This window comes from Streptacidiphilus sp. ASG 303 (assembly GCF_020991365.1).
Taxonomy (GTDB): domain Bacteria; phylum Actinomycetota; class Actinomycetes; order Streptomycetales; family Streptomycetaceae; genus Peterkaempfera.
This window is the reverse complement of the sequence record NZ_JAJLRA010000036.1, coordinates 1-19,157: the sequence shown is the minus strand read 5'-3', so window position 1 is coordinate 19,157 and position 19,157 is coordinate 1. Positions and strand designations below refer to the sequence as shown.

17 protein-coding genes are annotated in these 19,157 nt (G+C 78.3%); 11 read left to right on the top strand and 6 right to left on the bottom strand.

Translation table 11 applies throughout. The features are described from left to right. The first annotated feature begins 62 nt into the window (after positions 1-62). From LO771_RS27420 to LO771_RS27400, 5 genes are all read left to right on the top strand, one after another. A complete protein-coding gene (locus LO771_RS27420; protein ID WP_230747458.1) occupies positions 63-1,604 on the top strand; it encodes a M28 family metallopeptidase in 1,542 nt (513 codons plus the stop codon). A 180-nt stretch (positions 1,605-1,784) separates the two neighbouring features. Then, entirely contained in the window at positions 1,785-2,222 is a 438-nt protein-coding gene (locus LO771_RS27415; RefSeq protein WP_230747456.1) for a YchJ family protein, read from the top strand. Positions 2,223-2,340: 118 nt separating this feature from the next. After that, the gene (locus LO771_RS27410) at positions 2,341-3,372 is read left to right on the top strand and encodes a metallophosphoesterase (protein ID WP_230747454.1); all 1,032 of its coding nucleotides are present in this window, start codon (positions 2,341-2,343) and stop codon (positions 3,370-3,372) included. 190 nt (positions 3,373-3,562) lie between these two features. Continuing rightward, a complete protein-coding gene (locus tag LO771_RS27405) occupies positions 3,563-3,982 on the top strand; it encodes a CBS domain-containing protein (RefSeq protein ID WP_230747452.1) in 420 nt (139 codons plus the stop codon). Between the two features lie 208 nt (positions 3,983-4,190). Next, positions 4,191-4,634 (top strand): VOC family protein, encoded by a 444-nt coding sequence (locus LO771_RS27400; RefSeq protein WP_230747449.1) that lies wholly within the window; start codon positions 4,191-4,193, stop codon positions 4,632-4,634. A gap of 338 nt (positions 4,635-4,972) precedes the next feature. On the opposite strand, the gene LO771_RS27395 is transcribed toward LO771_RS27400, so the two are convergent. From LO771_RS27395 to LO771_RS27385, 3 genes are all read right to left on the bottom strand, one after another. Beyond that, positions 4,973-5,362, bottom strand: a complete 390-nt coding sequence (locus LO771_RS27395; RefSeq protein ID WP_230747447.1) for an avidin/streptavidin family protein — start codon at positions 5,360-5,362, stop codon at positions 4,973-4,975. 253 nt (positions 5,363-5,615) lie between these two features. After that, positions 5,616-6,116 carry a methylated-DNA--[protein]-cysteine S-methyltransferase gene (locus LO771_RS27390; protein ID WP_230747445.1) on the bottom strand — a complete coding sequence of 167 codons (501 nt, stop codon included), beginning with the start codon at positions 6,114-6,116 and terminating at the stop codon, positions 5,616-5,618. A 124-nt stretch (positions 6,117-6,240) separates the two neighbouring features. Then, positions 6,241-7,563 carry a serine/threonine-protein kinase gene (locus tag LO771_RS27385; RefSeq protein ID WP_308189018.1) on the bottom strand — a complete coding sequence of 441 codons (1,323 nt, stop codon included), beginning with the start codon at positions 7,561-7,563 and terminating at the stop codon, positions 6,241-6,243. A gap of 497 nt (positions 7,564-8,060) precedes the next feature. Between LO771_RS27385 and LO771_RS27380 the strand changes: the two genes are divergently transcribed. Continuing rightward, the gene (locus LO771_RS27380) at positions 8,061-8,297 is read left to right on the top strand and encodes a hypothetical protein (RefSeq protein WP_230747443.1); all 237 of its coding nucleotides are present in this window, start codon (positions 8,061-8,063) and stop codon (positions 8,295-8,297) included. 102 nt (positions 8,298-8,399) lie between these two features. On the opposite strand, the gene LO771_RS27375 is transcribed toward LO771_RS27380, so the two are convergent. Both LO771_RS27375 and LO771_RS27370 read right to left on the bottom strand, forming a co-directional pair. Further along, positions 8,400-9,611 (bottom strand): methyltransferase, encoded by a 1,212-nt coding sequence (locus tag LO771_RS27375; protein ID WP_230747442.1) that lies wholly within the window; start codon positions 9,609-9,611, stop codon positions 8,400-8,402. Between the two features lie 252 nt (positions 9,612-9,863). Beyond that, complete coding sequence (locus LO771_RS27370; RefSeq protein ID WP_230747441.1) at positions 9,864-10,862, bottom strand: ADP-ribosylglycohydrolase family protein; 999 nt, start codon at positions 10,860-10,862, stop codon at positions 9,864-9,866. Between the two features lie 192 nt (positions 10,863-11,054). On the opposite strand from LO771_RS27370, the gene LO771_RS27365 reads away from it, so the two are divergent. After that, the gene (locus LO771_RS27365; RefSeq protein WP_230747440.1) at positions 11,055-12,608 is read left to right on the top strand and encodes a hypothetical protein; all 1,554 of its coding nucleotides are present in this window, start codon (positions 11,055-11,057) and stop codon (positions 12,606-12,608) included. Between the two features lie 122 nt (positions 12,609-12,730). Here LO771_RS27365 and LO771_RS31175 read toward each other — a convergent pair whose 3' ends face one another. Further along, a complete protein-coding gene (locus LO771_RS31175) occupies positions 12,731-13,747 on the bottom strand; it encodes a PHB depolymerase family esterase (RefSeq protein ID WP_304944874.1) in 1,017 nt (338 codons plus the stop codon). 522 nt (positions 13,748-14,269) lie between these two features. Here LO771_RS31175 and LO771_RS27355 point away from each other — a divergent pair. From LO771_RS27355 to LO771_RS27340, 4 genes are all read left to right on the top strand, one after another. Beyond that, positions 14,270-15,013, top strand: a complete 744-nt coding sequence (locus LO771_RS27355; RefSeq protein WP_230747439.1) for a TetR/AcrR family transcriptional regulator — start codon at positions 14,270-14,272, stop codon at positions 15,011-15,013. A gap of 129 nt (positions 15,014-15,142) precedes the next feature. Then, entirely contained in the window at positions 15,143-16,636 is a 1,494-nt protein-coding gene (locus tag LO771_RS27350; RefSeq protein ID WP_230747438.1) for a carboxylesterase/lipase family protein, read from the top strand. Between the two features lie 153 nt (positions 16,637-16,789). Continuing rightward, positions 16,790-17,503: an HAD-IA family hydrolase gene (locus LO771_RS27345; protein ID WP_230747437.1), complete on the top strand. Its 714-nt coding sequence runs from the start codon at positions 16,790-16,792 to the stop codon at positions 17,501-17,503. Positions 17,504-17,924: 421 nt separating this feature from the next. Next, positions 17,925-18,875 carry an HAD family hydrolase gene (locus LO771_RS27340; protein WP_230747436.1) on the top strand — a complete coding sequence of 317 codons (951 nt, stop codon included), beginning with the start codon at positions 17,925-17,927 and terminating at the stop codon, positions 18,873-18,875. Positions 18,876-19,157: the final 282 nt, after the last annotated feature.

The window sequence follows — 19,157 nt, the reverse complement described above, 5'->3', positions numbered from 1 at the left end:
GTCGTTCAGCCCGTCTCCGCTCAGTACCTCCATCCACCGATGGACCACTGGAAGGACCCGCTTTGAGCGCACGGAACCGCCGTACCGCCATCGCCGCCGCCTCCGCCGCGGTGCTCACCGCACCGCTGCTGATGATCGGCTCCGGAACCGCCTCCGCCCACGGCGACCCCGCGAAGGAGGGCGCCCAGCTCGCCAAGAAGCTGGTGCGCAAGAGCAGCGCCGAGGACGCCCGCCGCCACCTGGAGGCGTTCCAGCGCTTCGCCGACGCCGACGGCGGCACCCGGGTCGCCGGGTCCGAGGGGCACCGGCAGTCCGCCGAGTACGTCGCCGACCTGCTGCGCAGGGCGGGGTACGAGGTGACGCGCAACGAGTTCGACTACCCCTTCACCCAGACGCTGGCGCAGAAGCTGGCCACGGTCTCCCCGCAGCGGCGCGACATCCCGGTGACCGCGATGACGTACTCCGCGAGCACGCCCGTCGGCGGCCTCACCGCGCCGGTCGCCGTGGTGCCCTCCGACGAGGCCACCCCGGGCTGCGACGCCGCGGACTACGCGGCGGGGGCGTTCACCGGGAAGGTCGCGCTGATCAAGCGGGGCGGCTGCACCTTCGCCCAGAAGCAGGCGGCCGCCGCCGGGGCCGGCGCGGTCGGGGCGGTCGTCTGGAACAACACCGACGGCGCCCTCAACGGCACCCTCGGCGACCCCTCGGCCGCCCGGGTGCCCACCGGCGGCGTCACCCGGGCCGACGGCGAGGCGCTGGCCGCCGAGGCCGCGGCGGGCGAGGTCCGGGTGAACCTGGAGATCCGCACCCTGTCGGAGACCCGCCACACCTACAACGTCGTCGCCGAGACACCGGGCGGCGACCCGGACAACGTGGTGATGTTCGGCGCCCACCTGGACTCGGTCGCGGCGGGCCCCGGCATCAACGACAACGGCTCCGGCTCGGCCGGCATCCTCGACGTGGCGCTGGAGCTGGGCAGGCGGCCGGTCGCGAACAAGGTCCGCTTCGCCTGGTGGTCGGCGGAGGAGTTCGGCCTGCTGGGCTCCGAGGCGTACGTCGCCGGGCTCAGCCCGGCCGAGCGGTCGAGGATCGCGCTCTACCTGAACTTCGACATGATCGCCTCGCCCAACCACGCCGAGTTCGTCTACGACGGCGACGACTCCGACAAGGTGGGCGCGGGCCCCGGCCCGGAGGGGTCGGCCCAGCTGGAGCGGGCCATCACCTCGTACCTGGACTCGCGCTCGCTGCCCCACGCGGGCACCGACTTCACCGGCCGCTCCGACTACGGGCCGTTCATCGCGGCGGGCATCCCCGCCGGCGGCACCTTCACCGGGGCCGAGGGCGTCAAGACGGAGGCCGAGGCCGCCCTCTTCGGCGGGACGGCGGGCAGGGCGTACGACTCCTGCTACCACGCGGCCTGCGACACCCTGGCCAACATCGACATGCGGGCCTTCGACACCAACATCGACGTCATCGCCGACGCCGTCGGCCACTACGCCTGGGACACCTCCCCCCTGCACCGGCCGGTGGCGGCCGAGGACACCCGCGGCTCGGCGGGCAGCGGCGGCGGCCTGCACGACGGCCACGGCGAGGCCACCGCGTAGCGGGAGCGCGGCCGCGGACCCGGCGCAGCCGCGCCCGGTGCCGCCGCGCGGGGTGCCGCCGCGCGGGGTGCATGGCCCGCGCGGCGGCACCGTGGGGCGGGGTCGGCGCCGGGGGCGCACCGGGGGCCCGTGCGCGCCGGGCGCGCGGGCCGCGCCCCGCGCGGCGGGGAGAATGGCCGCATGGCACGACGCACCCCACGCCCGCGACCGGACTCCGCCCGCCGCTCCCCCGCCGCACCCGCGGCCTGCCCCTGCGGCCTGCCCGCCCCGTACGCCGACTGCTGCGGCCGGCTGCACCGCGGGGAGGCGGCCGCGGCGACCGCCGAGCAGCTGATGCGGTCCCGCTTCGCCGCGTTCGCCGTCCGCGACGAGGCGTACCTGCTGCGCAGCTGGCACCCCTCGACGCGGCCGCCCGCGGTCGGCCTCGACCCGGCGGTGCGCTGGGTGCGGCTGGAGGTCCTGGACACGGACGGCGGCGGCCCGTTCCACGTCGGGGGCACCGTGGAGTTCCGCGCCCACTGGACCGAGCGCGGCGCGGCCGGGGAGCTCCACGAGCGCAGCCGCTTCGTGCGGCACGACGGGGCCTGGGTCTACCTCGACGGGGACGTCCGCGACTGACCCGGCGTCACCCCGCCCTCCCCGGCGCACCGGGAACTGTTCACCTCCTCCACGGCCGCGGGTCGCCGCGGCGTCACGCGGCCGCTGGAAGGTGTCTCCCACACCCCAGGAGGACACCATGAAGCCGTGGCGCCGCGCCGCCGCCCCCGCCCTGTCCGCCCTCGCCGCGAGCGCCCTCGTGCTGGGCGCCACCGCAGCCCCGGCCCAGGCCGGGAGCGGGGGCCACCGGTTCACCTTCGCCGTGATCGGCGACATCCCCTACGGCGACGCGCAGATCGCCGCGTTCCCCAAGGTGATCGGGCAGATCAACGCCGACCCCGACGTGCGGTTCGTCGACCACCTCGGCGACATCAAGAACGGCTCGACGGTCTGCAGCGACGCGTACTTCCAGCAGATCAAGGCCGACTTCGACACCTTCCGCGACCCGCTGGTCTACACCGTCGGCGACAACGAGTGGACCGACTGCCACCGGCCCAACAACGGCTCGTACAACCCGCTGGAGCGCCTCGACGCGATCCGCCGGGTGTTCTTCCCCCGCCCCGGGTGGACCCTCGGGCAGGACGCGGCGCAGGTGGACTCGCAGGCGGCCCAGGGCTACCCCGAGAACGTCCGCTACCGCCGCGGGGGCGTCTCCTTCGCCGCCGTGCACGTCGTGGGCAGCAACAACAGCCTCGCACCGTGGACCGGCAACACCGGTCCCACGCCGGAGCAGTCCGCCGAGGTCCTCGGCCGCACCGCCGCCGTGCTGGAGAACGTCCGCGACACCTTCCGCGAGGCCCGCAAGCGGCACGACCGGGCCGTGGTCCTGCTGACCCAGGCGGACATGTTCGACCCGACGGTGGCCGACCCCTCCTTCGCCGACTCCTTCGCCTTCCAGCCGATCGTGAAGGCGATCGCCGAGGAGTCCGCCGCCTTCGACGGACCGGTGTACCTCTTCAACGGCGACAGCCACGTCTACAACAGCGACAGGCCCCTGGACGCCGGCTCCCGCTGGCTCTCCTTCTACAAGGTCGCCACCGCCGCCCCCAACCTGCAGCGCATCACGGTCGACGGCTCCACGGGCGTCGACGACTGGCTGAAGGTGACCGTCGACCCCGACGGCGGCGACGGCCGGGTCCTGACCTGGACCCGCGTGCCGTTCACCTCGTGACGCGCCCCGGCCCGCGCCCCGCCCAGGCCCGCGCCCCGGCCCGGCCCGCCGCCCGTACGGGTCGGCGGGCCGGGCCGGGGCCTGCCGACCGGCTGCGGGGGACCTTGGGCCCTTGGCGCGGCGGCGGCCTGCGGGGCGAGCCTGGAGGGAGCGGGAAGCCCCGCCCGCTCCGCCCGGAGGAGAGGCCGCCATGCAGATCAAGTACGCGATGAGCACACCGCCGGCGAGCATCCCCCCGCTGACGACCGTCGGGGACGCCGCCCAGCACATGGCGGACGCGTCGGTGGGCGCGCTGCCCGTGGTCGACGACGGCAAGGTCGTCGGCATCGTCACCGACCGCGACCTGGTGGTGCGGGCGCTGGCCCGGGGCCTGTCCCCGTCGAGCCGGGTGGACGGGGTCATGTCGCGCGGTCCGCTCGTGCTGGACGCCGACGAGGACCTCTCGGTGGCCTACCGCGCCATGCGCACGGGGCACGTCCGGCACCTGCCGGTGATGTCGGAGGGGGCCCTGGTGGGGATGCTGGCCTACGACGACCTGGTGTGGCAGACCACCCAGCTCATGGCCGACCTCGCGGCCACCGTCGGGACGCTGGCGGAGACGACGCCCTAGCGGGCGCGCGGGCCGCCGGCGGACCGGAGGCGGGTCCCGGCCGTCAGGACCGCCCCCGGCCGGGCGCGGGGGCGCCCGGCCGGGGGCACGACCGGCCGTGCTCCGCAGCACCCGTGCACTGCGACGTGCCGGCAGCGCGAGGACTCCGGGCCTCCGACCCGCGCCCACGTGGCCGAGGGCCCACACCGCAGCAAACGGACGGATCACGATGACCACCACCGACCAGCCGCGCTTCTCCTACAGCCTGCACAACGTCACGACGACCGTGAGCGACCTCGACGCCTCCATCGCGTGGTGGAACCGGGTGTTCGGGCTCACGCTGCTGGCGAAGTCCCGCTTCGACGCCATCGGCGCCGACGTGGCCTTCCTGCAGGGTCCCGGCTTCCGGCTCGAACTGCTCCAGCCCGCCGACGGCTTCCGGATCCCCGAGCTGACCGCGGAGCCGCCCGCCCACATCCGGCCGATCGGCACCAAGGCCCTGGTCTTCCGGGTCGAGGACCTGGGCAGTGCCACGGAGGTCCTCCGCGAGCAGGGCGTGACGATCCTCTGGGAGCGGATGGACCTCGGCGACGGAAGCGTCTCCACCGCGATCCGGGACAACGACGGGAACTTCATCAACATCTTCGAGGAGGGCGCGAGCCCGGTCGGTTGAGGCGCCGCCGGTGCCGCGGCGTCCGGGCCGGACCTGCGGACCGTCCCCGCCCGCCGGCAGCACTGCCCCGGCCTGCGAGGCCGCCGGGCGGCCACCGCCGCCGACGCGGGCACCCGGAGCAGGACCCGACACTCCTCCTCCCTCCTCACCCGGACGTGCTCCCTCCCCTGCCGCGCACGGGGCCGTCAGCACGTCCTGCCGTTGCAGGTCGGGAGCACCGCGCGTGCTCCCGGCCGCACCCCGGCCGACCCGTCGCGTGCCGGCGCGAGGCCGGGGCGGCAGCGGCAGCGGCAGCGGCAGCGGGAAGACGGCCGGAGGACCGACGAGGATCCCGGCTTCTAGCCGGACGCGCGGGCCCTGCCCGCGTCGCGGGTGAAGACGTCCTGGCCGACCGTGGTGGACCGCCAGGCGTCGACGGACTCGGCGGAGGTCGTCAGGAGCCAGGAGGCGCAGATCCGCTCCCCGTCGGCGCCGCGGTCGTCGTAGTACTGGCCGCTCCAGCTGGTCACCGAGTTGGCGTCGCCGCGGTCGTTGCGCCAGGTCACCGTCCACCCGAGGACGGTGCCCTGCGACGCGGAGGAGAGCGGGTCCCAGCGTCCGACGAGCGGGTAGGGGCCCACCGCGTGGCCGGTCCCGGAGACGTACGTCCCGCTGACGCCGCCGGACGGGTCGGTCTCCAGGTGCATGCGCGAGCCCAGGCGGCTGTACCAGTCTCCGGAGATGTCCATGGCCTGTCCTGTCCTGAGGGGTGGGCCTGCGGGGGCGGCCCGGAGGGTGCACCCCCCGTCTCCCACCGTCACCCGGGCACCGGGCGGCGGCCAAGGGCCGATCGGCCCCTCGGGGCGGCCCCGCGCGCGGACGGCGGCGGGGCTCCCGGGGGCGCGGGGACGGGGCCCGGCGGCGGCGAGCCGGGCGGGCGGCGGTGGGGCACGGTCCGGACCGACCCGGACCGGGCCGGGGCTCCCCAGCCGCCCCGTGGTGTCAGGCGCGGCGTTCGAGGTCGAGGAGGAGGCGCTTGCGGTCGAGGCCGGCCGCGTACCCGGTCAGCGAGCCGTCCGCGCCGAGGACGCGGTGGCAGGGCCGGAGCACCAGCAGCGGGTTGGCGCCGACCGCGGCGCCCACCGCCCGGACGGCGGCGCGCGGGGCCCCGATCTGCTCGGCGAGGCGGCCGTAGGTGGTCGTGGTGCCGTACGGGAGGGCGTCCAGCGCGTCCCAGACCCGGCGCTGGAAGTCGGTGCCCCGCACGGCGTACTCCAGGTCGAACCGGACGGGGTCGCCGCCGAAGTAGGCCCGCAGCCGGTCCGCGGCCTCGGCGAGGGCCCCGGGGTCGCGCCGCCAGCCGTCGCGGACCACGGCGCCGCGGCGCTGCCCGGGCAGGGTGAGGGATGCCAGGGCGATGCCGCCCGGCGCGGTCGCGGACTCCTCGCCCACGAGGAGGATCTCGCCCACGGGGCTGTCCAGGGTCGTGTAGACCGTCGTCACGGGCCCGTCCTTCCGTCGTCCCCGGCGGGCCGCCGGGCTGTCGTACGCCTCCCAGTCTGCGGGGGGCGGCCGGGGTCCGCTGGCGGGAATCGGACACGGTGTCCCGGCGGTCCCCGCCCTGCTCTCAGCCCTTGTGGTGCTTCCCGTGGGCGGGCCGGCCGTGGGGCTCGGCCTCGCCGCCGCTGCCGGTGTCCCCGCCGTTCCCGACGGCCGCCGGGGACTGCACCGGGGCCGCGGAGGAGCCGGAGGGGTCCGGCGCCGGGGCGGCGCCCGGCGAGGAGGCGGAGGGGCCGGACGGCGTCACGGCGTTGCCGGCCGGGGCGGCCAGGGCCGAGCCGAGCATCGCGGACAGCACGAGGGCCGCGATCCCGGCGGCGCCGATGGTCAGCGCCTTGTGGCGGCGCATGCCCGCGCGCAGCCGCAGGTGCAGCGACCCGGGCTGCGGGGCCGCGGCACGGCGGCCGACGGCCGCGGGGGCGCGGCGGGTCCCGGTGCCCGCCGCCGCGCGCCGGGCACCGGTGCCGGCCGCGGCGGCGCGGCGCGGGCCCGCCGCGGGCGCGGGCGGGGTCCCCGGCAGGGCGTACACGGCGGTCGCGGGCGGCGGGGCGGGGGCGGCCGGTCCCGGCTGCGGGGCGGCGCCCCGCCAGGCCGGGCCGGAGAACCAGTCGGCGACCTCCTGCGCCGCCGGCCGCTCCTCGGGCTGCTTGGCCATCATCCGCAGCAGGTACGCCTCGAACGCGGGCGGGAGCTGGGGGCAGCGCCAGGACGGCGGTGCGGGCTCGGTGGCGACGTGGAGGTGGAGCACCGCGGCGGCGTTGTCCGCCTCGAAGGGCAGCGCGCCGACCAGGAGCTGGTAGAGGACGCAGCCGAGGGCGTACACGTCGGAGGCGGGCCCGGCGGGCCGGCCCAGGGCGCGTTCGGGCGCCAGGTAGAGGCTGGTGCCGATGATCTGGCCGGCGCCGGTGAGCGCGGCGGAGGCGTCGTCGGCGAAGCGGGCGATGCCGAAGTCGGCGATCTTGACGGTGCCGTCGGAGCTCCGCATGAGGTTGCCGGGCTTGATGTCGCGGTGGATCACGCCCTGGCGGTGGGCGGCGGCGAGCCCCGCGGCGGCCTGGGCCGCGATCGCGGCGACGGCCTCGACGGGCCGGGGGCCGTGGGCGTCGAGCTCCTGGGCGAGGCTCGTGCCGTCGACCAGCTCCATCACCAGGTAGAAGCGGTCGTTCCAGGAGCCGAAGTCGAAGACGGTCACCACGTGCGGGTCGTGCAGCCGCGCGGCCGTCTGCGCCTCCAGGCGGAACCGGGCGGCGGCCTCCTCGTCGGCGTCCCCGGCCAGCAGCAGCTTCACCGCCACCGGACGGCCCAGCACCGTGTCCTGGCCGCGCCAGACCTCCCCCATCCCGCCGCGGCCGATCGCCGTGTCCAGCCGGTACCGATCCGCCACCAGCACCCGGGTGCCTCCCTGTCCCACTCCGCTCGGGGCGCGGCTCCCTGCCGCGGCGATCTTCAGCGTACAGACCTTCCGTGGGGCTCATGCACGGCCGCCGCCCCGGCGGGGGCGGCCCGCGGCGGACCGGCCCGCGGGGCCGGGCCGGCCGGGTGCGGCGGCCGGGCGCGGCGGGCACGGACCGTGCCCGCGCGGGCCGGCCGGGGGCAGCAGGGCCGAGGCGCCTCGGGGCGGGGACCTTCGGCCCCACGCGCCGCCGCGCCCCCGGGGCGGAGCCTGGAGGAGGAGGCGCCGCGCGGCGGGCCCGCCGGGCGCCGCACGCGGAGCGGCCGCGCGGAGCGGCCGCGCGGAGCGGCCGCGCGGAGCGGCCGGGGACGCACGCCGGTCCGGGTGCGGGCAGGGCCGCGGACGCGCGGCACGCGGCACGCGGCACGCGGCACGCGGCACGCGGCAGGCGGGTACGCAGCAGTACGGAGTGCACGGAACGGACGGAGCGGACCATGACCGAGTACACCCCCGCGGAGACGGCCGGCCGGGCCACCCCGGTGTCCGTCCAGGGCCGGGAGAGCACGGAGGAGCGGCTGCGGACGCTGGAGTCGCAGGTGCAGACCCTCGCCCAGGCGGTCCGCGCCCTCGCCGAGGGCCTGGAGGAGATCCCGGCGCAGGAGGCCGACCGGGAGCGGACGGCCCGCGGCGCCCGCCGGGCGCACGAGCTGCTGATCGCCGAACGGCTCTGACCGGAGCGGGCCGCAGCGCCCCCGGCCCGGGCCGGCCGGTCCCCGGCGCCCGGGCCGCCCCGGCGCACGCGGCCGGGTGCAGCGGCCGGGCGCCGGCGCCGGTCAGGCCCTGACGGCCCGCAGGACGACGAACTTGGGGTTGCCCGCGACGACCTCGCAGTTGCCGAAGAGCCGCTGCAGCCGGACGTGGTAGCCCAGGTGCCGGTTGCCCACGACCCACAGCTCGCCGCCCGGCCGCAGGGCGTCGCGCGCCCCGGCGAACATGCGGCGGGCCGTCCCGTCCGTCGTCGCCCGGTGGGCGTGGAACGGCGGGTTGTTCAGCACCAGGTCCACCGAACCGGCCGGGATCCCGGCGAGGCCGTCGCCCACCCGGAACTCGGCCCGCGCGTCCGGTCCGGCACCGGCCCGGAAGGTGGCCTCCGCCGAGGCGACGGCCTGGTGGGACTCGTCCACGAAGAGCACCTCGGCGTCGGGGTTGGCCAGGGCCGCCGCCGTCCCGACGACGCCGTTGCCGCAGCCCAGGTCGACGACGCGCTCGGCGCCGGCGCGCCGCGGGAGGTGCTGGAGGAGGAAGCGGGTGCCGATGTCGAGGCGGTCGGCGCAGAAGACCCCGGCGTGGTTGGTCACGGTCCGGCCGGAGACCGGCCCGACACCGTCGGGCAGGGCGTAGCGGAGCGGCCAGGGGCTGGGGGTCCGGGGCAGGGCCGGGTCCGGCACGGCCAGGACGAGCCGGGCCTTGCGGACCGCCAGGGAGGTCCGGGTGGGTCCGATGGTCCGCTCGAAGAGGCGGAGCGTGGAGGTGTGGATCTCCGTGGTCATGCCGGTGCCCGCGACGAGGGTGCCGGCGTGGACGGCGGGGGCGAGGCGGTGGAGCTGGTCCTCCAGGAGCGCGAGGCTCTTGGGGACGCGGACCAGGAGGACGTCGATCCGCTCCGGGGGCGTGTCCCGGGTGGAGAGCAGCCGCACCGCGTCCGGGTCGGCGCCGTTGCGCGCGAGGTTGGCGCGGGTGGCCTGCTGGGCGAGGAACGAGTCGCTGATCTGCACCGGCCGGTGCCCGGCGAGGACCGTGGTCAGCGCCCCCCACCGGTCGCCCACGACGGCCACGGTGCCGGACAGGTCCGCGGGTGCGCCGTCCGCGGCGGCCGGCCGGGCCGCCCCGTCGCCGTCCCGGACGGGGAAGGCCCCGGCGGCGTCGCCGTCGAGGTAACGCAGGAGGTACTCGTCGGCGGCGTCCCAGGCGCGGAGCCGGTCGCGGGGGTCGACGGGGAAGCGGACGAGGTCGACCTCGCCCCGTGACGTGCTCAAACGGTTCATCGCGGCCCCAGGCTAGCCGAGGGCGGGACGGGGCGGCCACCACGGAGCCGCGGGCCGGCCGGTCCGGCCGGGCGCCTGCGCCGCCCCGCCCCCGCGCCGCCGCCCGTGCCCCGGCGGGCGGCCGTTCCCCCCGTCCACGCGTCCGGCAGGGCGGCCGGACGTCACGGGTGCGGCGCCCGCCGCCTCCGGAACGGGCAGGACGCGCCGTGGCCCCGGCGGCCCGGGACGTCCGCGGCCCGGACGGGCCCGCGGTCACCCCCGGGCGTCGGCGGCGGAGCCCCGGGGGCGCGGCGGCGTCCGGTCCTCCCGTGCCCCGCCCCCGTGCACCCAGGCGGGCAGCGGCTCCACCGCGTCCCGCCAGGCGGCCGGGATGCCCCCGGTGCCGACGCGGGCGGCGACGACGCCGCCGACGATGGCGCAGGTGGTGTCCACGTCGCCGCCCGCCGAGGCGGTCGTCCACAGCGCGGCCTCGAAGTCGGCCGGGTGCGTCGCGGCGCACCACAGGGCGAAGGGCACCGTGTCGACGGCGCTGACCTGCCGCCCGTTGCCGAGCCGGTGCGCGGCGAGTTCCGCGTGCGGCTCGCCCAGCAGCCCGCGGGCCTCGGCGACGCCGTCGCGGACGGCGCTGTGCGGGGTGCCGTCGAGGACGGCGTCCAGCAGGTCGGCCCCGGTGAGGGGTGCGGTGCGGGCGCGCGCCGCCCAGCAGGCGGCCAGGGCGACGGCGACCGCGCCGGCCACGGCCTCGGGGTGGGTGTGCGTGACCTCGGCGGAGAGCGCGGCCTGCCGGGCGGCCCGGTCGGGGTCGGCGGCGTGCCACGCGCCGAGCGGCGCGACGCGCATCGCGGCCCCGTTGCCCCACGAGCCCTGCCCGTCGAACAGGCCGGCGGCCAGGCGCCGCCAGTCGTCGCCCTGGCGGACCAGCCGCAGCAGCCGGTTCATGGCGGGGCCGTAGCCGCGGTCGAAGTCGTGGCGCCCGGCGAAGGACCGGGCCAGTGCGTCCTGGTCCACCTCCCCGTGCTCCGCCAGGACCAGGTGGACCGAGCACGCCATCTCGGAGTCGTCGGTCCACGGCCAGACCGGGGGCGGCAGCCGGCGCGCGCGCAGGGCCGGGAGGTGGTCGGGGACGAAGAACTGGGCGCCGAAGGCGTCGCCGGTGGCGAGGCCGTTCAGGGCGTCCCGGGAGACGGCGGACGGGTCGGTGGGGAGGTCCGGGGAGGGGGCGGGGCCGGCAGGCCCGAGGTCGGAGGTCATCGCCGGACAGCCTGCCCGCTCCGGCCGGCCCCCTGTCAACGCCTCTGCCGCGGGGAGTTCCGGCGGCCCGCCACGTCCTCGGCCGGTCCCCGACGCGGCGGGCGGCGGATGTCCGCACCGCGCAGGCACTACGGTGGCGGCCGCCGGGCCCCGCGCCGAGGGGGCGCGGACGGGACGGGAGGGAGGACCGACGTGGCAGGAGAACAGGCCGCCGGTGGCACACGGGCCCTGCACGCGGACGCACTGCGGGCCCTCGCCGACGCCTCCGGCCACGGGACGGGGACGGCCGCCGACGCGGCCCGTGCCCTGGAGGCGCTGGGTACGCAGGCGTGGACGCTGCCGGGCGGCTGGTGGCTCGAGTTCGACCGGCTCGCCCGCTCCGCCGGCCTGCTCCGGTACCGCCCGGGCCGCGGCTTCGCGGACGGCGCGCTTCCCGAGCCGTGGCGCTGGGCGCTGGAGGTCTGCGCCGCCGACGGGCGCACCCGGGAGGCGGTCCTGGAGCTGCCCGCCCTCCCCCGCAGGCATCCGGTGCTGCTCCCCCTCCTGGTCGTGCGCTGCTCCGACTGGGTGGCGCCCGTGCGCGAGCGCGCCGCCGCCGCGCTGGCCGAGGTCCTCGACGGGGCCCCGGCGCGGGAGACGGCCCAGGCGTGCGCCGCGGCGTGGGCCTGCGGGTCGCGCTCGCGCGGCGGTACGGCCGAGGGCGTCGCGGCGGCCCGGCTGGACGCAGCCGACGGCGCGGTGTGGCGGGAGCTGTCCGCGTGGCCCGACCGTCCGACCCGGCGCCGCGCCCTCGCCGAGGCGTTGCAGCGGCAGGCCCTGACGGCGGACGAGGTGGTCGACCTGGTGCTCGCCGACCCGGACGTCGTGGTCGGGCTGCGGGGCGCGGAGTACGTCCTGCTCCGAGCGGTCCCGCCGGAGGGCTCCGCCGGCCCGTCGGCACCCCCTGCCCTGGTGGACCGGCTGCTCACGTGCCGGACCCCGCAGGTCCGCGCCGCCGCCGTGACCGTGCTGCACCGCGCCGGGCGGCCCGGTGCCGCGGCCCCCTTCCTCGCGGACCGGTCGGCCGCGGTGCGGCAGTGCGCCCGCTGGGTGCTGCGCGGCGACGGCCGGGGCCCGGCGGCCCTGTGCCGCGAGCAGTTCGACCGTCCCGGCCGCCCGGTCACGCCGGGCGCCGTGAGCGGCCTGGCCGAGTGCGGGGACCGCGCCGACGCACCCCGGCTGCGGGCCCTGCTGGCACACCCGGGGGCGAAGGTCCGCGCCGCGGCGCTGCGCGGGCTGGCCGCCCTGGACCCGCTGCCGCCCGACGAGCTGGCCGACGTGGTCGACCGGGACGCCTCCCCCGCCGTCCTGCGGGCGGCGGTGCAGGCGCTCCTGCCCGACGCGCACCGCGTCCCCCGGGCCCGCCTCGACGGGTGGCTCGCCCCCGGCCGGCCGGGGCGGCTGCGGCGGCACGCCGCCGCGCTGCTGCGCGCCCGCGGCTCCTGGGACCGCCTGGAGGCCGGCCTGCGGCTGGTGCACGACGCGGATCCGGGCCTGGCCCGCGAGGCCCTGGAGGACCTGCGCGCCTGGGCCGCCGGGGCGGCGACCGGGTACCGGCGGGTCGCCGCCGGGCAGCTCGCGCTGCTCGGCGGCCTGCTCGACGCGGCCGGCGGCTCGGGCGAGGACGGTGCGGGCGGCGGCCCCCTGGACGGGCCGACCGTCCGCGTCCTGCGCGGCGCCCTCGCCGCGGCCCGGCCGAGCGGCTGACCCCGCACGCCGGGAGCGGCCGGGGGACGGCCGGTCCCGGACGCGGACGGGACGGCGGGGGCGGCGGGGGCGCACCGGCGGACTCCGGCGGACTCCGGCGGTGCGTGCCCGCCGGCCGGACGTCAGCCGCCGAGCGCGTGGACCATGGCGGTGATCGCCCGCATCTGCGGGGCGCTCCTGACGGCGAAGTCCGGTCCGTTGTAGCCGAACCAGTCCCAGCAGCCCTGCGGGTTGACGGGGAGGGTGGTGGCGATCGCCTGCGGGTAGAGCACGACGAGGTCGTTGGTGTCGGCATAGGTGTCGAGGTTGCCGAGCTCGGCGAACGCGGTGCCCAGCAGGTACTGGCCGGAGAGGCAGCCGTGCAGGGCCACGACGAGCCGGCACGGGGCCCCGGCGGCGCAGGACGGCGGGACGTAGAGCTGTCCGGTGGTGTCCATGGCGCGCAGGGGGCCGTAGCCGCCGGGCACGTAGGCGTTCTGGTCGAAGCGGGTCAGCGTGCCGCGCGGCGTGCCGGTGTTCGGCGGGTTCACGCCGCCGAACCAGGCGGTGAGCATCTCGCCCTCGGGGTCGTCGCCGCAGTCGTTGAGGAACGGGGGCGAGGTGAGCGGGCAGGCGACCGGGCCGAGGGGGGTGGGCCAGGAGTGCCCGGCGGGGTCCTGGTCGTGGTAGGTGGTGACCGCGCCGAAGTGCCGGTAGAAGTCGACGCCGGCGTCGGAGATCTCGTCGTTGACGACCGGGTCGAGGGTGCCGTGGTAGGTGTACACCGGCTTGCCGAGCAGGCCGGAGACCGGGTCGATCCTCCCCTGCCGGGCCCAGGTGACGGCCTGCTGCTCCAGGACGGGCAGGCCGATGCCGAGGGTGCACGCCTCGAAGCCGACGACGTTGCCCTGGCCGCAGTCGTAGGGGCCGGCGGCGACGATCCCGGCCCCCTTGAAGGTCGCCGAGTAGGCGACCTGGAGCTGGGTGGCCATGAAGCCGCCGGAGGAGACACCGGTGACGTAGGTGCCGGTGATGTCGAGGCGCGGCAGGGGCGGGGCCGACGCGCGGGCGGGGGCGGCGGTGCCGACGGCGGCCAGGACGGCGGCGGCGAGGGCGGCGGCGGTCTTCGCCGCCCTGCGGCGCAGGGAGCGGAATCGCATGGGGCACACTCCGGAGCGGGTGGGTGGCCGGGCCGCCGGGGCGGCGGTCCGGGTGGAGGTGCGCGCTGTTCCTCGGGCCCGTACGGCCGGGGCGGTACAGGCGGCGGGGCGGTGCGGGGCGGAGGGCGGAAGGGGCGGCCGCGCCGGTGGGGACCGCGGCGGGGTTTGCCCCGGGGCTGGCCACGGCGGGGCCCTTCGGCGGGGCCGGACGGGGTGCGGCGAGGACGGGACGGGTGGGCCGGAGAGGGCGGGGCGGCGCCGCGGCGGACGGGCCCGCACCGCCGACCAATCGATCGGTTGGCGGGAGACTGCCAGACACCATCGGGCCTCCGCGTCCCGCTGTCAACCGTTCGGACGGGGCCGGCGGCCGCCGCTCCCCGTGGCGGGGGGCGCAGGACGGCCGGGGGCCTGACGCCCGTTCACCGGACGGTTGCCAGAGCGGCGGGAGCGCCGTACGGTCTCACCACCCCGCGCCCACCGATCGATCGGTGGGCGGCCCCGGCGCGCCCTGAGGAGAGGCCCGTGGAGGTTCCGGCAGCAGGCGTCCCGGCGGAGGGGCGCGCCCCCGCCGACCCGGCCGGCGGCGCGGCGGCGGCCGTCCCGGCCCGCGGCGTACCGGCCCGCGGCGCCCCGACGTGGGAGCCCCGGCGGCTGGCCGCCGTCTCCGCGGTGCTGCCCGAGGGCGTGACGCCGCCCGGCACCCGGGGCCGGATCCTGGAGGCCGCCCTGTCGCTGTTCGCCGAGTGCGGGTTCGCCGGGGGCTCGATCCGGCAGATCGCCGCCGTCGTCGGCATCAACTCGGCGACCCTGTACGCGCACTACCCGTCCAAGGAGCACGTGCTGGCCGCCCTCGTGCGGATCGGCCACGAGGAGACGCACACCCGCCTCGCCGACGCACTGGCCACCTCGCCGGGCGGGGCACCGCAGCGGCTGGCGGCCCTGGTCCGGGCGCACGTCCTGGTCCACACCGACCACCCCCTGCTGGCCGTCGTCACCAACGACGAGCTGCACGCGCTCTCCCCCGGACTCGCGGCACCGGCGTTGGAGCTGCGCGACGCCTGCCGCCGGATGCTGCTCGACGTCCTCGAACGGGGCGCGCGGGAGGGGGCGTTCAGCGTCCCGGACCCCGTCCTGGCCGCGACCGCGATCGGCGCGATGGGGCTGCGGGTCGCCTACTGGTTCGGGCCCGACCAGCCCTACACGCGCGAGCAGGTCGCCGACGCCTTCGCCGACTTCGCCCTGCGGGTCGCCGGCGCGGCCCGCTGACCGCGCTCCGCCGCACCGCGCCCCACCGCACCCCGCCCCGCCGCACCCCGCCCCGCCGCACCGCGCCCCACCGCACGCCGTCCGCCCCCCCTGCGCCCGCCCACCCGCCGCACTCCCCCTGGAGCCCCCATGCGACCGGTCGTCACCACCCCCCACGGCGCCGTCCGGGGCGTGCTCACCGAGGCGGGCGTCGCCGCCTTCAAGGGCATCCCCTACGCCGCCGCCCCGTACGGTCCCCTGCGCTTCCGCGAGCCGCAGCCGCCGGCCCCCTGGGAGGGGGTGCGCGACGCCGCCGACCACGGGCCCACCGCGCCCAAGGCCCCGTACGCGGCGCCCTACGACCGGCTCGTCCCCGAGGTCGACATCCCCGGTGAGGACTGCCTCAACCTCAGCGTCTGGACCCCCGGCACCGACGGCCGGCGCCCGGTCATGGTGTGGCTGCACGGCGGCGCGTTCACCAACGGCTCGGGCTCGGTGCCGGGGTACGACGGCACCCGCTTCGCCCGCGACGGCGTCGTGTGCGTCACCGTCAACTACCGCCTGGGCGTGGAGGGCTTCCTCCACCTCGGCGAGGGGGACCCCGCCAACCTCGGCCTGCTGGACCAGGTGGCGGCCCTCACCTGGGTCCGCGACACCATCGGCGCCTTCGGCGGCGACCCGGGGCAGGTCACCGTCTTCGGGGAGTCCGCGGGCGCCATGAGCATCGGCACCCTGCTGGCCATGCCGCGGGCCCGCGGGCTGTTCCGGCGCGCCGTGCTGCAGAGCGGCGCCGCCCACCACACCCTCTCCCCCGCCTCCGCCCGGCTGGTCGGCCGCCGCCTGGCCGGACTGCTCGGCGTCGCCCCGACCCGTGACGCCCTCGCCGCCGTCCCCGCGGACCGGGTCGTCGCCGCCCAGCAGCAGCTGCGGGCGGAGGTGGCTGCCCGGCCCGATCCGGAGCTGTGGGGCGAGGCGGCCCGCAACCTGATGCCCTTCGAGCCGGTCGTCGACGGGCTGACCGTGCCGCGCCCGCCCGCCGACGCGGCCGCCGACGGGGCGGGGGCCGAGGTCGACCTGCTGATCGGCACCAACCGGGACGAGTTCCGGTTCTTCCTCCTCCCCACCGGGCTCGTCGACGCGGTCTCCGAACCGCTGCTGCGGCGGACCGCGGCCGGGTACGGCCTGGACCCCGAGGAGGCGGTCGGCGTCTACCGCGGACTGCGGCCGGACGCGACACCCGGCGACCTCATGGCCGCGATCGCGACCGACTGGTTCTACCGCATCCCCGCCGTCCGGCTCGCCGAGGCCCACGCCCGGCACCGCCCGGGCGGGACGTTCCTGTACGAGTTCGCCTGGCAGCCGCCCGTCCTCGGCGGGCGCCTCGGCGCCTGCCACGCCGTCGAACTCCCCTTCGTCTTCGACAACCTGCACGACAAGGCCTTCGCCGGCCTCGTCGGCGACGAACCGCCGCAGCAGCTCGCCGACACGGTGCACGCCGCCTGGGTCTCCTTCGCCGCCACCGGCGACCCGGGGTGGCCCGCGTACGACGCCGAGCGGCGGGCCACCATGTGCTTCGACCTGCCCTCCGGGGTCCGGGACGACCCGCGGCCGCACGAGCGGACCCTGTGGGACGGGCGCCGCTGACCCCCTCCCGCACGCCCGGCGGCCCGCGGCCGGGCCGGGTACCGCCGCCCCGGACGCCGCCGGGCGCCCCGGACTGCCCACGGGCACCCGGACCGACCGGCGCACCGACGAATCTGCGCGCCGACGCACCGAGGAGCTCCGACCGTGCCTGACATGCCCGACAGTGCAGCGCCACGCGGCGCACGGCTCCACCCCGCCGTCGCGGGCGGTACGGTTCCGTCCGACGCCGCTCCGTACGACGCCGTGCTCTGCGACATCGACGGCGTCCTGAGGCACTGGCCCGCCACCGGCGGCCTCGATGCGGAGTACGGCCTGCCGCCGGGCGCCCTCGCTGCGGCCGCCTTCGCGCCGGTCCGCCTGCACCCCGCGATCACGGGGGAGGTCACCGACGGGGAGTGGCGGGCGGCGGTGGCCGCGGACCTCGCCGAGATCTGCGGCTCGGCGGACCGGGCGCGTGCCGCCGTCGCCGCCTGGTCCGCACTGGTCCCCCTCGTCGACCGGGAGGCCGTCGCCCTCCTCACCCGGGCGCGCGGGGTCGTGTCCGTGGCCCTGGTCTCCAACGCGACCACCCGGCTGGAGCAGGACCTCGCCCGGCAGGGGCTGGACGGTCTCGCCGACACCGTCGTCAACACCGCCCGCATCGGCGTGGCGAAACCCGACCCACGGGTCTACCGCATCGCCGCCGGGCGGGTCGGAACGCTGCCGCACCGCTGCCTCTTCGTCGACGACACCGCCGCCAACGTCACGGCGGCGCGCGCGGCAGGGATGACCGCCGTCCACTACCGCGGGCCCGAGGACCTGCGCGCCGCCCTCGCGCCGCTGCTCTCCGGGACCGCCGGGCCCGAGCCGCGGGCGGCAGCCACCTGAGAGGGCCGTCCCGGGGCCGGCGCGGGAATCCTCGGTGGGCGCCTGCGGACCGCCGGTCGGCCGGCAGGCGGAGCCGCGAGACCGCAGCCGCCGGGGAGGGGCCGCCCTGCGTACGGCGGACGGGCGTCTGGCAGGGTGGACGGCCGGCACGCCCGCCCGGAGGAGGGAACGCATGTCCGACGCGACGGCCCGCGGCCCGGGCCGTGCCCGGGGGCCCTCCGACGCCGGGTCCGCCGGGCACGTCCGGCGTCCGGCCGCCGGGGGCCCGGCGGCCGGAGGGGTTCGGCGCACCTCCCGTGGCCGCGCTCCGGCCGGGTCCTGCCGTGCCGGGGCCCGCGGCTGAACCCCGCCGCCCCGCCGCCCGTACTGACGGCCGCCGGACCACGACCGGCCGCCACTCCCCCTGAAGAAAGGTTTCTCCATGCACCGCACCGCCTCGCCGGCGGACACCGCCGCCCGCCCTGCGGCGGACTCCCCGACAGGCGTCCCGGCAGACGCCCCCGCCGCGACCGGCGGCCGCAGCCGGGAGCAGGAGCCCCTCCCCCCGGTCGCCCTGGTGGCCACCGACCTCGACGGGACGCTCCTGCGCAGCGACGCCACCGTCTCGCCCCGCACCCTGGGGACCCTGCGCCGCCTCACCGGGCGGGGCGTGCACCACGTCGTCGTCACCGGCCGCCCGGCCTCCGGGTGCCGTCCCTTCTTCGACGCCCTCGGCTACCGGGGGCTGGCCGTCTGCGGCCAGGGAGCGCAGGTCTACGACGCGGGACGCGGCGCTCTCCTGTCGAGCGCGGGCCTGGACCACGGCGCCGCCCTGGCGGTCCTGGAGCGGATCACCGCCCTGACCGGCCCCCTCGACCTCGCGGTCGTCACCTCGGGGCTGCACGGGGAGTTCGTGGTCACCCCGGGGTTCGCCGACGGCGACGAGCGGGCGCTCGCGCCCTTCCGCAGCGCGCCGGCCGAACGGCTCTGGGACCTGCCCGTCGACAAGGTGCTGATCCGCCACCCCTCGCTGTCGGACGGCGACCTGGTGGCCGCCGCCGCGCGGTGCTGCACCCCCGGCCTGACCGTCACCCACGCGGGCCCGCGGATGGTGGAGCTGCTGCCCACCGGCTTCGACAAGGCGACCGGGCTCGCCCGGGTGGCCGGCGCCCTGGGTGTGGCGCGCGAGGCCGTCATCGCCTTCGGGGACATGCCGAACGACCTGCCGATGCTCGCCTGGGCCGGCTACGCGGTGGCGATGGGCAACGGCCACCCCGAGCTCAAGGCGGTCGCCGACGAGGTGGCGCCGCACCACGACGAGGACGGCGTCGCCGCGGTCCTCGACCGGATCCTCGACACGGGCGTCCTGCCCGCACGGGCAGCCGCGCGCTGACCCGCGCCCGCCGCGGGGAGGCCCCGGCGGGCGGACCGGCGTCCCCGTCCGCCCGTGGTGGTGCGGTTGCTGCGGGCTGTCCGGGGGGGGCGGGTGGGTGTTGCGTTCCGCCGGTGCGGTCCGGTGCGGTCCGGTGCGGTCCGGTCCGGTGCGGTGGGTGGGGGTGGTGGGGTCAGGTGAGGGGGAGGTGGGCGTGGAGGCGTTTGCCGGGGGGGGTGGTCTCGGTGTGGAGGCGGGTGCAGAGGGCGAGGACGATCTCGAGGCCGTGGCCGCCGATGCGGG